This window comes from Desulfosporosinus lacus DSM 15449 (assembly GCF_900129935.1).
Taxonomy (GTDB): Bacteria; Bacillota; Desulfitobacteriia; order Desulfitobacteriales; family Desulfitobacteriaceae; genus Desulfosporosinus; species Desulfosporosinus lacus.
On record NZ_FQXJ01000038.1, the window covers coordinates 17,102 to 30,305 of the forward strand.

11 protein-coding genes and 1 pseudogene are annotated in these 13,204 nt (G+C 44.2%); 7 read left to right on the forward strand and 5 right to left on the reverse strand.

Annotation, left to right across the window (positions count from 1 at the left end; genetic code table 11):
* Positions 1-12: 12 nt before the first annotated feature.
* From pylSc to BUB11_RS25620, 4 genes are all read right to left on the reverse strand, one after another.
* Complete coding sequence (gene pylSc / locus BUB11_RS25605; protein WP_073033377.1) at positions 13-849, reverse strand: pyrrolysine--tRNA(Pyl) ligase large subunit; 837 nt, start codon at positions 847-849, stop codon at positions 13-15.
* Positions 850-1,382: 533 nt separating this feature from the next.
* Positions 1,383-2,246: an SDR family oxidoreductase gene (locus tag BUB11_RS25610; protein ID WP_073033379.1), complete on the reverse strand. Its 864-nt coding sequence runs from the start codon at positions 2,244-2,246 to the stop codon at positions 1,383-1,385.
* A 335-nt stretch (positions 2,247-2,581) separates the two neighbouring features.
* Entirely contained in the window at positions 2,582-3,499 is a 918-nt protein-coding gene (locus BUB11_RS25615) for a CobW family GTP-binding protein (protein ID WP_073033381.1), read from the reverse strand.
* A 203-nt stretch (positions 3,500-3,702) separates the two neighbouring features.
* Complete coding sequence (locus BUB11_RS25620) at positions 3,703-5,079, reverse strand: uroporphyrinogen decarboxylase family protein (RefSeq protein WP_073033383.1); 1,377 nt, start codon at positions 5,077-5,079, stop codon at positions 3,703-3,705.
* A gap of 416 nt (positions 5,080-5,495) precedes the next feature.
* On the opposite strand from BUB11_RS25620, the gene BUB11_RS25625 reads away from it, so the two are divergent.
* Positions 5,496-6,155 (forward strand): cobalamin B12-binding domain-containing protein, encoded by a 660-nt coding sequence (locus BUB11_RS25625; protein WP_073033384.1) that lies wholly within the window; start codon positions 5,496-5,498, stop codon positions 6,153-6,155.
* A gap of 3 nt (positions 6,156-6,158) precedes the next feature.
* Positions 6,159-7,550: pseudogene (locus BUB11_RS28620) on the forward strand (monomethylamine:corrinoid methyltransferase).
* A 2-nt stretch (positions 7,551-7,552) separates the two neighbouring features.
* Here the strand turns inward: BUB11_RS28620 and BUB11_RS25640 are convergent.
* Positions 7,553-7,906 (reverse strand): hypothetical protein, encoded by a 354-nt coding sequence (locus tag BUB11_RS25640; RefSeq protein ID WP_073033387.1) that lies wholly within the window; start codon positions 7,904-7,906, stop codon positions 7,553-7,555.
* Positions 7,907-8,198: 292 nt separating this feature from the next.
* Here BUB11_RS25640 and pylB point away from each other — a divergent pair, with 292 nt between their 5' ends.
* The 5 genes from pylB to BUB11_RS25665 all read left to right on the forward strand — a co-directional run bounded on the left by pylB (position 8,199) and on the right by BUB11_RS25665 (position 12,420).
* On the forward strand, positions 8,199-9,287 hold the full coding sequence (pylB, locus tag BUB11_RS25645; protein WP_073033388.1) for a methylornithine synthase PylB: 1,089 nt from the start codon (positions 8,199-8,201) through the stop codon (positions 9,285-9,287).
* A 12-nt stretch (positions 9,288-9,299) separates the two neighbouring features.
* Complete coding sequence (pylC, locus tag BUB11_RS25650; RefSeq protein ID WP_084110570.1) at positions 9,300-10,445, forward strand: 3-methylornithine--L-lysine ligase PylC; 1,146 nt, start codon at positions 9,300-9,302, stop codon at positions 10,443-10,445.
* Positions 10,446-10,463: 18 nt separating this feature from the next.
* Positions 10,464-11,279: a 3-methylornithyl-N6-L-lysine dehydrogenase PylD gene (pylD, locus tag BUB11_RS25655; RefSeq protein ID WP_073033389.1), complete on the forward strand. Its 816-nt coding sequence runs from the start codon at positions 10,464-10,466 to the stop codon at positions 11,277-11,279.
* A 3-nt stretch (positions 11,280-11,282) separates the two neighbouring features.
* Positions 11,283-11,612 carry a pyrrolysine--tRNA(Pyl) ligase small subunit gene (gene pylSn / locus BUB11_RS25660; protein WP_073033390.1) on the forward strand — a complete coding sequence of 110 codons (330 nt, stop codon included), beginning with the start codon at positions 11,283-11,285 and terminating at the stop codon, positions 11,610-11,612.
* A 118-nt stretch (positions 11,613-11,730) separates the two neighbouring features.
* Entirely contained in the window at positions 11,731-12,420 is a 690-nt protein-coding gene (locus BUB11_RS25665; protein WP_073033391.1) for a vitamin B12 dependent methionine synthase, read from the forward strand.
* Positions 12,421-13,204: the final 784 nt, after the last annotated feature.

Below are 13,204 nucleotides of genomic sequence, written 5' to 3' on the forward strand. Positions count from 1 at the left end.
TCTCTCAGTTCATTAGATATTTAACCGTACACCACTAAGATATGTAAGGCTCCTGCTCATGCTTTGGACATTCTGGGATCCTTCCTTGATCATTAGTAACCGTTCTAAACCAAATCCTATGCCAACCCATGGATCAAAAATCCCCCATTGATCATCAAGCGGATGGGGCCCCATCGCACTTGAACCTAACTCAATCCCTTTAAAAACAACATCTAATGTATCTCCATAAACAACGGACGATTCTGATTCCAACTGATAATCGTCAATTCCCACGGTATCCATGACCAGAGCCGCCAGCTCTTCCAATCTTTGATGCCTCTGATCTTCAGGCAAGCCTAATTCAGTCAAGTTAAGCATGGTAAACTCATTCAGATGTAATGATCCTTTGGATTCCTTCCGATAGCAAGTACCGATCTCAAAGATACGTATTGGTTTTTCCCATAATCGCAAGAGATCTTTCCACAATGTATATAGATTAGGTGCCAGCATCGGACGCAAACATCGCTTAGAATCAAGCCAAAAGACCTGGGAAAAAAGCGGATGATCATCTGACACCGACATTTTTGCTAAGGCTGTTTTTGAGATAATCGTTGGAGTTACTACCTGAACAAATCCCTTTTTCGTTAAAGCTTCTACAAGTTGTTGTTCAAGTACACTCAAAGGCGGACGTCTTGTGGTCTCTAACATTTCCTGTAACTTCTGTTTTCCTCTACCAACTAAAAGACGTTCTTGCTCTTGGTAGGCTCTATCCCGTTCATGCTGAGTCTCGAAACACATCTCTTGAAGTATTTCACTAGCGTTTAGTTCTTGGAATCGTTGTTTTTGGATTGGCGTCCATGTAATGCTCACTTAAGTTACCCCCTGTATTAATTGGCGAGGAGTACGGGAGTTTCACCCGTCTACGCGGATTTAGAGTCCACGCGATCAATCCGATCTACCCCCCATGTGTGAATGACTTCAAGACTCCAATGAAATACATTTTGATATAATGCAAATTCGATGCCAAGATTGCGTTAAGCGCCTTTATAATTAGCTATTACTTTCATAGTTTTAACTAAAGTTCTTAGATAGGACAGCTTAACTGCATTTGTCTTGGGTTTTCTTGAATGGCTATATCAGTTTGTTCAGAATTTCCTGAAGATCATTTTCCTGCTCAATGTCTAACTTAGCTTATTTTCTTTTAAAATTCAAGTCATGAAGGACTTTTGTCAGTCATTCGTGACTCATAATGACTTTTTCTTGTCGTTTTTAACAATCGACTTTAAATACTTATATGAGTCACAATTAACTTGAGGTTAACAAGAAAAAAACCACCCGTTCCAGAAACCGAGTGGTTTTCACAGGTTAATACACAATCTCAGCTTAGTCCAAATTGCAAGGTTTTAACTGTTAATAATTGTCCCCCCATTGATGTGAAGCACCTGTCCAGACATATAAGAGGAATCAGCCGAGGCCAAAAATACATAGGCCGGTGCAAGCTCTTTCGGTTGCCCGGCACGCTGCATAGGAGTTGTACTTCCGAAAGTCGCCACCTGGTCTGCTTGAAAAGAAGCAGGTATTAATGGCGTCCATATTGGACCTGGCGCAACACCATTAACCCGAATCCCCAATTTAGAAAGTGATTCTGACAGAGAACGGTTGAAGGAAACCACGGCCCCTTTACTTGCAGAATAATCGATGAGTTGGTCATGCCCTTCATATGCGGTAATGGAAGCAGTGTTGATAATCACACTCCCCGCTTTCAGGTGGGGCAAAGCAGCTTTAGTTAGATAAAAGTAACCAAAAATATTCGTTCGAAAGGTTCTTTCAAGCTGCTCACTTGTAATATCCAGCAGACTATTTTGAGGATGTTGTTCTCCGGCATTGTTGACCAAAATATCAAGTTTACCAAAGGTCTGCATCGTTTGATCGACCACATGTAAACAGAAGGCCTCATTTCCGATGTCCCCTGCCAGAACTTGGCAACGGCGCCCTAATTCCTCCACACGCCTCTTCGTTGCTTGAGCATCCTCGTGTTCATTAAAATAGACAATCACGATGTCGGCCCCTTCTTTAGCATATGCTATCGACACTGCACGACCGATACCACTATCTCCTCCAGTAATTATGGCAACTTTTCCGTTTAGCTTATTGCTTCCCACATACGAGTCATCTTCTGAAATAGGTAACGGATTCATCCATGATTCAAATCCAGGTTGTTGATCCTGATGCTGTGCCGGAAACGTGGGTTGAGGTATTTTTGGCATCGATAAACTTCCTCCTCACTTTCTATTTCACCTATTAAAATGACCCTTTTTTTTAGTTTATACTCATGGTCTTTTCCATTACCCTTCATCTTAAGTACTGTTTCACCTGTCCCCTATTACTTTTTTTATACCAGATAGAAATTACAGTGACCTAGAAGACCTTGACACTCTCCTGAAAATAGATAATTTCATCCTTGGGCTGGACGATATTAAATACTAGAGAGCTACCATCATTATTGGGCAGCTCTCTAGTATTTTACCTGCGTTATAGGATGCAATGACACCACACGATGGTGCAGTGGTGTCATTTCAACTCGGGCATTAAGAATCATTTATCATAGCTTTATGGATTTGGGGGCATTCATGTTTATCGCGTTTGCTATGGCCCCTGTCAAGCCTATCCCAACAGCGGAAATAACTACTATTTCGGAAGAGGGAATATCTCTGGTCCAGGGCATGATCATCATATGAGAGCGCACACCACTCAGAGAATAATTGGTATCTCCCACGGTTACAAAACCTTTCATACGATAAGTATAGGGCGCAATGGAATTTAGAAAACCCTGAAGCTCTTTCATTGTAACAGATGGCAGAACCTTGATGACAAGTGTCTGCGGCCTGTTTTCCGGCGTATTGGTACTGTCAAGGCTTGCCGATTTTGAAGGCTGCAAATTCATTACTAATGTATTGATATCGATATTGCAGTAACTGGTAAAATATATAGGGGCATGGGTATTGGCATTCCGTACTTCAGCCTGGATTTCGTCCTTAATTGCGGGAGAAATCAGATCTTCTTTATTTACAAGAACAACCCCCGCCTGGGTCAACTGGTTCCCTACTGCCGGAAGAATGTTGTTCAATTCGAGAAAAGCTTCGCCGTCCAGAATACATATAGAACCTGAATAGTCGTAGGAATGAACAGTGTATTTCTCGATCACCTCCAGAATCTGCTGCATGTTACCGGGATCTGCCAATCCGGATGCTTCAATAAACAAATATTCGAACTCATGGCACGACATATCGATAAGAGCCTTGATGAAGTTCTCTTTGATGCAGGAACAGAATATTGAGCCGTTGGATAACTCACGCATAATAGTCCCGTCTTTTTCCAGCAAACGGGCATCAATATTGATTTCACCGAATTCGTTGACGATAACCCCCACAGGGCTGTCCTCATAGTAATGAAGCAAGCGCTCCATAAGCGTGGTTTTTCCCGTACCCAGAAAGCCTGTAAGCAGGATCAGTTGTGTCATAAAGCATCATTCTTTCATCTCTGAAATATAGGCACATTCAAGGAAATAACCAGTCAGTCTGCCCGTCTATTTCGTGTCATACTGCGTCGGCATGTTCCCCTAATAGCCCCACTATGAGGGAAACACACCTCCTTGTCTGACGCAAAATATCCTGGGCATCATGACTTGTTATTTCTTTTCATATGCCTTAAATCGGCACATTCTCATTTGTTGTGCTTAGCATTGTAGCGTTTGGTTATCTCAGCGATCAATTCATCTCCATCGGGAATGATGGAAATGTACACACTTTCTCCGTCAAGGCACATAGTGGGAAGATTTTTCAGTCCCATTTTAGCGGTTCTGGCAATGTCCTCTTTGATATAGTACTTATACACAATATAGTCAGCCATATCTTTAATCTCATCAAAAATATCGGTTACACTTTTCACCATATAAGTGCAGGCGGCACATTGTTCCGGATCCAACGTGAACAATTCGATATATACTTTATCCATGGCTGAGTAATTGGGAATCTCGATTTCAATCTGGTCAAAGTCGCTAGCGGAATAGTTGACAACCATGGCACGGGCGTCATCCGGATGATGGACAGCCAAAGCACAGGCAACTGTGTTTTCCAGAGGCACATCATATGGCATATCACAGCCGGGACTGATAATGAGGTTGTGTTTGTTGTCGATACTGTCGATCAAATCCAGAACGCCCTTAATATTATCCTGTTGGGTACCGAAAAGCATGGTGGTTGTCAGCGGAATGTTGCCACTCAGCGCAATGTTATACCGATCCGTAATCGCTTTGGCTGCAACCATATCGACGTTTTCGTCGACAGCCATGGAATCCGGATGGGTCTCACACATCACTTCTATTTGGTAAGAAGCATTCCCGCACACAAAGAAGGAAGACTTTACCCCTTTCAAACGGATATAGTCAAAGACAGCTTTGAAGGGCTCGTGCATCAGATTTGCAAAGACCTTCGGAGAAATCTGGCTGACCAACGGATCGACAACAGCGATCACATCCATGCCAGCTTCAATATATAAGTCGGCCATTTTCTGCGCATACTCAGCACAAAAGGACGTGAGCTGTACGACGTAATCAGGATCTTTTCTAATATCTTTAAAAAAGTCGCTGCCGCGAAGATGCGAGGCCAGTGTCAATGGTCCGCAGATCAAACCGTAAAGCGCGGTTTTATCGCCAATTTCTTCTTTCATCACGCGCATTGCTTCCAAGACAACGGGTATCCGTCCAGATTCCGGTGTCGGGAATTTGCATTTGCAAGGAATCCCTTTTTCTTTGTCGAACAGATGAGACACAACACAGGGAGGGTTGTAATCAGCCCACATAAGCTCACAACCAAGAATTTCGGCTTCTAGTTGCAGGTCAAATGTAATTGGCATACCGTCGGGTTGATAAAGCTTGTATACTTCCCGCAGACTTTCGATCAATTTGGCGGAATCAGTTAAGACTTCTCTTCCTGAATAACCTTTTAGTTTTCCTGCATGGACACCCGCGAAAGGAATCCAGGGAAGCTGTCCGTTAGTATCCTCGTGATTCAACACCTTCATTAGCAATTCTTTACCCATTTTCCGTATCCTCCTGACGTTTTGAAATGAAAATTCATCCACCAAACCCCGCGTCAAATGCAGGGCAATGTATACAAAGAAACGCTTCCGATAAGCTGGTAGAGCGTCTTTGTCTTTGCTGTGATGAGTTTAGTTTCTGATAGATATTAACGAAAGTATAAATTATGGTCTAAAAATTGTGAAGCTACAATTTGAAAGGATTTTCAGGATACAATTTCTTCGGCGAGCCGTCCAAAGTGTATTCTTCATTGACTATGTGAAAAAGCTACATTGTTTAATCGACAGCCACAGTCCGTTGGGAATTGTATCCCGAAAAAATTCTAAAATTGTATCTTTGAAGCTGAGGAACGGTATCTTATAATTCGCATATAGATTTGGCACATGAGAAAAAATCTATCAAAGGAGGAGAAACACACTTGAGCCAAGATATTTATGAAAAACTCAAAAACTCGGTTGTGGAAATGGATCCCGATTTAGCAAAAGAAGCAGCTAATGAGGCCATTGAAGCGGGCCTTGATCCGTTGGAGTGTATCAGCTTGGGCCTCTCGAAAGGCATGGCGGTTATGGGTGACTTGTTCGATGTAGGCGAGGCTTTCGTTCCTGATTTGATGATGGCTTCCGAGGCCTTCGAAACCGCTGTCAATATCTTGACGAGTTCAATGTCTACCGAGGAGAAAAACAATGCTTCCAGTGGTAAAGTAATTATTCACACAGTGCAGGGCGATATTCACGATATTGGCAAGAACATAGTAAGTACAATGTTTGCGGCCAACAATTTTGAAGTATTTGACCTTGGACGCGACGTGCCGGTGAACTTAGTTATCGAAAAGGCTGAAGAATACGGCGTGGATCTTATCTGCGGTTCCGCCCTTATGACGACAACCATGGCGTCCATGAAGGAAATTGTCAATACTCTCAAGGAAGACGGAATTCGTGATAAATACATCGTCATGTTCGGAGGCGCTCCCGTATCTGCAAAGTGGTGTAATGAAATCGGAGCAGACGGTTACACCGATACGGCTTCAGAGGTAGCTGCAATGGCAAAAGATTTGATTGCAAAGAAAAGAGGCGCATAATTAATGAAGGCAATAGGGAAAAACGTTACGGTGTTTGACGTATATGATCGCGCAAAGAGCGGACCCAAAATGAACGAAAAAGATTGGGATTTCAAATTAATACCGCAGACCGCCCGAAAATTAAAAGATAAATACGGAATAAAAATGGACAAAAAAACAATTATTCCGGAGGACAAAGAACTTATAGATAAGCTGTTTAAGGCAGGTTTGGAAATGCTGGTTGAATGCGGCATTTATTGCATGGATACCGGACGGGTAATCAAGTACACAAAGGATGAGGTGCTCCATGCCATTAAAGCCGCACCGAACCATTTCACCTACGGTGAAGGCAGAGAAGCTATAAATGTGGTGCCTAGGAGTTATGATTCGTCGAAAGCTCCCGTTATTCAGGGCGGCCCAACGGGTTCTCCCTGTTCTGAGGAACTGTTCCTGGCAATCCACCAGTCCTATGCGCAAGAACGGATCATCGATACGATAGTTGACGGTGTGTTGCAGACTGTCATGGGTAAGGACCCGTCGCCCGGTTCTCCGTGGGAGATAATGGCTGTGCGTTCAGAGGCTTTACAAGTGCGCGAGGCACAACTCAGAGCCGGACGCAAAGGCATGGGAACGTAGGGCAATGAGACATCATTAAGTGCTGCAGGGGTCATATCTGCTGACTTTGAAGGCGGCATGAGGCCATCTGATTCACATGAGGTTTCTCAGCTGAATGAGCTCAAAATCGACGTAGGTGCGTTGGTTGTCGGAGCACATTACGCTACAGCTGGTGTAAACGTAATGGTAGAACAGATGCCTATCTTCGGCGGATACGCAGGTGGCCTGGAAGAGACCACAATCGTTGATGTCGCTACAACTTTAAACTCATTTGTAATGTTACAGGCCACCTGGCATCTGGATGGGCCGGTGCACGTGCGCTGGGGCATAACAACGACGAGAGAGGCTCTTGCCGTTGCTGGTCACGCAGCTCGTGCCATTGAAGAGAATACCCATCTGATCTTGGGAAATCAGTATTACACTTTAGCAGGTCCCTGCACAGTCATGTGCTTACTGGAGACGGCGGCTCAGGCTATTACGGATACAGTCAGCGGACGAGAGATCTTGTCCGGTGTCGCTGCCGGTAAAGGTGTGGTCACCGACCTCTTTACAGCCATGGAAGCCCGTTTCATGGGTGAAGTAGCACATGCAGTTGCGGGAATGGATCTTCATGAAGTAAACATTATGTTGGACAAACTAGTTTCCATGTATGAAAAGGATTATAAAACGGCGCCTGCGGGGAAAACCTTCCAGGAATGCTATGATGTAAAGAAACTGGTTCCGACCGAGGAATACATCAAGGTTTACGATGAAGCTGTTAAAATTATGACTGATTTAGGCCTGACATATTGGAATGACTAATTTCAATCAGGCATAAATGCTATTACGGTATTAATCTGTCGGCAGTCTGTGGGTTTTACGCTTATTGACTCAGGGGGTTCGTAAGTACGATCTGCGGACTGTTGGCAGATGACTATATGGAGGGTGGATCGAAGTGATCTTGCGGACTCTAAATCCGTACAGCCGGGTGCGACTCCGGGACTCTCCGCCATAATGGGTTTCGGTATATAGGTGTCTGAAAGGTCTAAACATTCTGGTATGTCTCTTTGAAGTATGTTTAGCACTTGCGGATAGCTATATTTTTTTGTACCAATCAGAAAGTATATTGCTCCGGGTCCTCCCTTGCTGGCAGGAGACTTCGCTTTAGCACCGCTCATCTAGTCGCTCGTGGACCAAACTAATTGTTCAATCGCTTAATGAAAGAGAGCGGGGTTCCCGCCAATTCGCCATCCGTGGCTCAGTGGCGGCTTCGCACATCGTGTGCTCAGCCCCGCTTATGCATGTAGCGCTTTCACAAAGTTTGGTAGCCATTCGCTTCAAGGATTCGCTATTGCTAAAGCGAAGTCTCTAGCAGGAACGAGGTAATTCTTAATAAATAAATAAGGAACGTCGGTCAGGGCCTGTTCTTTACCGTCGGGAATTGACACAGTTAAGTAGGAGGCTTACGGAATGCTTGAAACGATACTCAGAAAATGCCATCGAGGAAATCAAATATCCTCCGAGGAAATTGTATACTTATTGAGTCGGACGGATGAAAGTGAAATGGAGCAGATTTTTGCGGCCGCAAGAAAGGTACGGCAAGCCGTATTCGGGAATAAAGTCTTTTTATATAGTTTCGTATATTTTTCAACGTACTGTCAGAACAGCTGCACGTTTTGTTATTTCAGAAAAGAAAACTCCAATTCTCCACGGTATCGCAAAACATTGCAAGAAGTGGTTGACATAGCCGTGGAATTGAAGAAGTGCGGAGTGCATTTGATTGATTTGACGACGGGAGACGATAGGTTTTATACAGAACATCCGGAGAGACTGGCCTCAATTGTGAAAGCCGTAAAAGACGAAACCGGTCTGTCTATCATGGTATCACCGGGAGTGCTGGACCAGCACGGTTTAGAGTTGATCGAGCAGGCGGGGGCCGATTGGTATGCGTTGTATCAGGAGACACATCGAATATCCTTGTTTGAACAGCTGCGGCAAGGGCAAAGTTACGAAAAACGGATGATTGCGAAACGATATGCCGGAGATCTGGGGATGCTCATTGAGGAAGGCTTGTTGACCGGAATCGGAGACACCTTAGAGGACAGGGTTCATTCCTTTAGAGAGATGAAAAGACTGGGAGCAAGGCAAATGAGGACTATGACCTTTGTCCCGCAAGAGGGAGCACCGTTTGAAGGTGCGGAGAATCAGGGATATCAAAACGAACTGATGAATATCGCGGTCATGAGGTTGCTATTCCCGGATGTATTGATCCCGGCATCCATGGATATAGAAGGGTTGGGTGGCCTTGAAAAGCGGCTGATGGCTGGGGCGAACATCGTGACCTCCATCATTCCGCCTAGGAAGGGGTTCGCGGGGGTTGCAAACTGTAAAAATGACATTGATGAGGGCTTCCGTACGGTGGCGGGGATTCAGAATACATTGAAGAAATGTAATTTAGAGAATGCCACGGCCCAGGACTATAGCCGTTGGGTTGCGGAGAGAAGAACTATAGATATGGCATGCAGCGAAAAATGTGCCGATGATTACATTTGCGGTTAAGGTGGGGATTCCATGATAAAGATACTGATCATCGGTGCGAAATTGCAAGGAGTTGAGGCAATATATCTGGCGAAAAAGGCCGGGTATCATGTTACGGCTTTGGATCACAATACGGATGCTCCCGGCAGAGATCTGGCAGACGAATTCATCAAAGCGGACGTCTTTGATGAAGAAGAGATACTCCCACTGTTTTTGAAAGCGGATGTCGTGCTGCCGGCAATAGAGGATCATGAAGTCATCGCCAAAGTGGACGAGTACGGAAGGAAAATGGGCACTAAAGTCATGTTTGATGTGAATGCGTATAATATTTCCCGTTCCAAACATCGCTCCATTGAACTTTTTCAAAAAAACCGACTGCCGATACCCGCAATATATCCAGATTGTGTCTTCCCTGTTATTTTGAAGCCGGACGGGGAAAGTGGCAGCAAGCATGTAAAGAAGGCTTATTGTCGTCGCCAGGTAGAAGAATACCTCAAAACCCATAAAAACATTCATCCTGTCATTCAGGAATATGTGGAGGGTCCCTCTTATTCTCTGGAAGTGATCGGGGACGGAGAACATTTTTATTTTCCGCAGATTACAGAAGTTATAGTAGACGACGAATATGACTGCAAAAGAATCGTTGCTCCTGCCAATCTGGAAGCCCAGGAAAAGCAACAGATGCTGGAGATCGGTCAAAGGCTGGCGGAAATCCTGAAAATTAAGGGCATTTTCGACATTGAAGTGATCAGCCAGGCGGGAAAACTGAAAATACTAGAGATCGATGCAAGGCTGCCAAGCCAGACCCCCATCAGCGTATATCATTCAACGGGGATGAACATGGTGGAAATGATGACCGAGCTGGCATTAGGAAACGCCGAGAGCATCCGGATTCTTCCGGCAAAACAGGTTTGTCTGTACCAGCAGATACAGGTTTGCGACGGAAAAATCAAAGTCACAGGAGAACATATCATTGGCTCTTGCCGCCAATTGAAGATTCGCAAAGGATTCTTTGGCTGCACAGAAGCTATCACCGACTATGAAGAAGGCAGCAAGGACTGGAAAGGAATTATTATCGTCACCGGGGAAACCGGACTGCAAGCGCACGAAACATTTCTCATGTTTATTCAGCAATTGAAGAAAGGGTTGGGGATCGAGGACTGGGAGTTTATTGAATGATGAGAGGAGTACGGAGGTATGTCGAGACTGCTGGAATCTGATATTGATTTGATTGAAACACAACTTCAGGATTATGAAGATCTGTTTATCAGACAAACAGGCTATACCATGGAAGAAATTGCTCAAAAAGCGGTGGGTTTAACGGAAAATAGAAAGAGAATCAAGACCGCAGTAATTTCCGTTACGAGCGGGCTGGGCATTATCACCGGATTCTCACAAGCGGTGGGAGCCATTCTTCATCACTGCCGGGTGGAAACGTTGATTGCGGAGAAAACGGACGTTGCCGGTCTCCAACAAGCATATCTGTCAAAATGCGGGATCGCATTTCTTGCCGACGATTGCGTGTGCGCGGCCTTGGGGATTGGGAGTGCCGTGCACTCTGACAATGGCTGGGCTACGGGAAGGGGCTTTGCAGCGGCAATCATCGAGGCTATGAGAAAACAGGGGATAAATCCTCTGCAGGAACGTGTGCTGATAATCGGAGCCGGCCCGGTGGGACAAGCGGCAGCCCATTACATCGCAGAACAGCATTCGATACCGGTGATCTGCGATTTGGACAATAACAAAGCGGCTTCCTTGGCAGCAACCTTAGATCAATCCGTCTGGGTTTCTTCGCCGGCTCCAATCCAGCAGTTTACCTATATCATCGATGCCGGTACGACAGGCGATTTTATTACGGGAAAAGACGTGACCGAAAAGACAATCATTGCGGCACCGGGTATGCCCTGCGGAGTGACGGCTGCAGCCAGAGAAAAAGCCACCGTAATACATAATCCATTGGAGCTTGGGATCATGACCATGTATTTTAATTGTATGAAACAGTTAGAGGATTAAGATATGGACCAAAAGATAAAGGAAACCAAAAAACAAAAAGTCGTAAGGTATATCTATAAAAATCAGAGGCTATTCCAATTGATCAATAAGGTCAAACTATGGCCGTCCCGATCGGGAACGCTTCACGGTGTAAAATCATTAGAAAGCAGAGGTAAGACCATGGTGGTGACGACACACTGTGGAGAATCCTTTGTCGCGTGGGATTCGAAGAATAGCCGGAGCGCAAGATGGCTGCGCAATCGTTGGTGTAAAAATCCCTGCAAAAAGTGCAAGATCCCGGAATGGAAACTGATGAAATATTCCCAGACGGTATTTACGGATGCCAGAAAATAGGTGATGCACAGGGAAAAGCAGAGTGGCATCCAGCGTTATTCGAAAAGCAATGTTTTTCTGGATGGTGTTTGTTTAAAAATAAAGTGATAATGTGTTTTGATAGAAGGAGACTGTAGGTATGAAAAACCATGTGATTCGTTTAGATAAGGATCAGGGAAAGGAACTCGCGGAAAAGAATTTTAGAGACATGTGCGGGTATAACAGGGCAAAACCTGTACCCCAGAAAATAATTGAAAGATCATTAAGAAGTTTGAATGATGTGTACCATCAGCTGGAAATCAAGGCTCTGATCTCAGAATACGAAAAAACTTGTGCTGATGGAATAAATATGCTGCTGGACGGAAAACTGTTTACTTGCAATGCTCTTGCTCAGATTCCCAGCGAGGAAATTGAACGAATATACATCTACCTGTTAACAGTTGGAGAACTAAATTTGAGCGAAGCCAGTATCCTGAATCAAGTTTACTATGATATGTGGCAAAATGCATACATGGACGCCGGGCAGGAAATATTAAGACAATATTTGCAGGGATTAAGTAGCAATAAAGACAGGAATGTTTCAGATAATTTTGGACCGGGATTTTTCGGTATGGATATTTCACAGTTGGAGCAATTTTTTGCCATATTGGATGGCGAGAAAATCAGTTTAAAATTGCTCGACAGTGGTTTTATGTCGCCCATAAAGAGTTATGCCGGGTTCTTTCTGGTCACAAACAGCAAACAAAACTTCGTCGGAAATGATTGCGGGAACTGCTTATCCTCAGGGAAAACCTGTATGTATTGTAAGGCGGGAAGAAAGATGGCATAATACAATATTCAATAGTTCAAAACTATTGACTAGTAAAATTTTATCATATATTGTGATGGTAAGTTAATTCAAGAAAACCATCGTAGCTTTATGAATGACTTATTGGTAAGATATTTTCTCTGAGCAACGGCGCTCTTCGAGGGTAGGTTATCCTATTCCCTGAAGAGCGTTCTTATTTTCCCTGAGCAACGGCGCTCTTCCGGGGTAGGTTTAACCTATTTCCCAGAAGAGCGTCATTTTTTCTCTGAGTTAGCTGGTTTGCACATCGTCAAATAAATGATGAGGGTTTTTCCGGTGGTATGCTACATTATCATGATTACAGGATTTATCCGATAGCTAACTGCCACTAACCCCTCCGCTTCTTCAAGCGGCGGGTCGCTTCCCGCCATCCTTGGCTACAGCGACACTAGTCCCTCCATGGACGTCGGATAAGTGGCACTAAGCTCCTGGATAACATCTTCTAAGGTTCAGGTGGGGTAAAAACCCAATGTCAGTAAGCTATAGTGCCAATAATTTACAACATATTTCCTTCACTCTAATCGAAAACTCATCTTTGAAAGATTGCTTAAAGTATAAAGGGTAGTCAATCAAACATCTTTTAAAAAATGGTATAACATACTCGGGACTAGTAACCTAAATTTTTACAAGTCCTTGAATGCTGGCCCTTGATATCAGCGTCTAATCAAAATGGGTTATTATTTTCGGAAAGTGAGTTACAAACATCTCTTTTGATTTAGGGAATGCTTAGGAGCTTTACGCCCCATATTACGGGGTTTACTTCTAC

Excerpts from the sequence above, each read along its gene's own strand:
- pylC (WP_084110570.1), top strand. The coding sequence starts at position 9,300 with ATGATAAAGATACTGATCATCGGTGCGAAATTGCAAGGAGTTGAGGCA.
- BUB11_RS25610 (WP_073033379.1), bottom strand. The coding sequence starts at position 2,246 with ATGCCAAAAATACCTCAACCCACGTTTCCGGCACAGCATCAGGATCAA.
- BUB11_RS25615 (WP_073033381.1), bottom strand. The coding sequence starts at position 3,499 with ATGACACAACTGATCCTGCTTACAGGCTTTCTGGGTACGGGAAAAACC.
- pylSn (WP_073033390.1), top strand. The coding sequence starts at position 11,283 with ATGGACCAAAAGATAAAGGAAACCAAAAAACAAAAAGTCGTAAGGTAT.
- pylB (WP_073033388.1), top strand. The coding sequence starts at position 8,199 with ATGCTTGAAACGATACTCAGAAAATGCCATCGAGGAAATCAAATATCC.
- BUB11_RS25665 (WP_073033391.1), top strand. The coding sequence starts at position 11,731 with ATGAAAAACCATGTGATTCGTTTAGATAAGGATCAGGGAAAGGAACTC.
- BUB11_RS25620 (WP_073033383.1), bottom strand. The coding sequence starts at position 5,079 with ATGGGTAAAGAATTGCTAATGAAGGTGTTGAATCACGAGGATACTAAC.
- pylD (WP_073033389.1), top strand. The coding sequence starts at position 10,464 with ATGTCGAGACTGCTGGAATCTGATATTGATTTGATTGAAACACAACTT.
- BUB11_RS25640 (WP_073033387.1), bottom strand. The coding sequence starts at position 7,906 with ATGAGCGGTGCTAAAGCGAAGTCTCCTGCCAGCAAGGGAGGACCCGGA.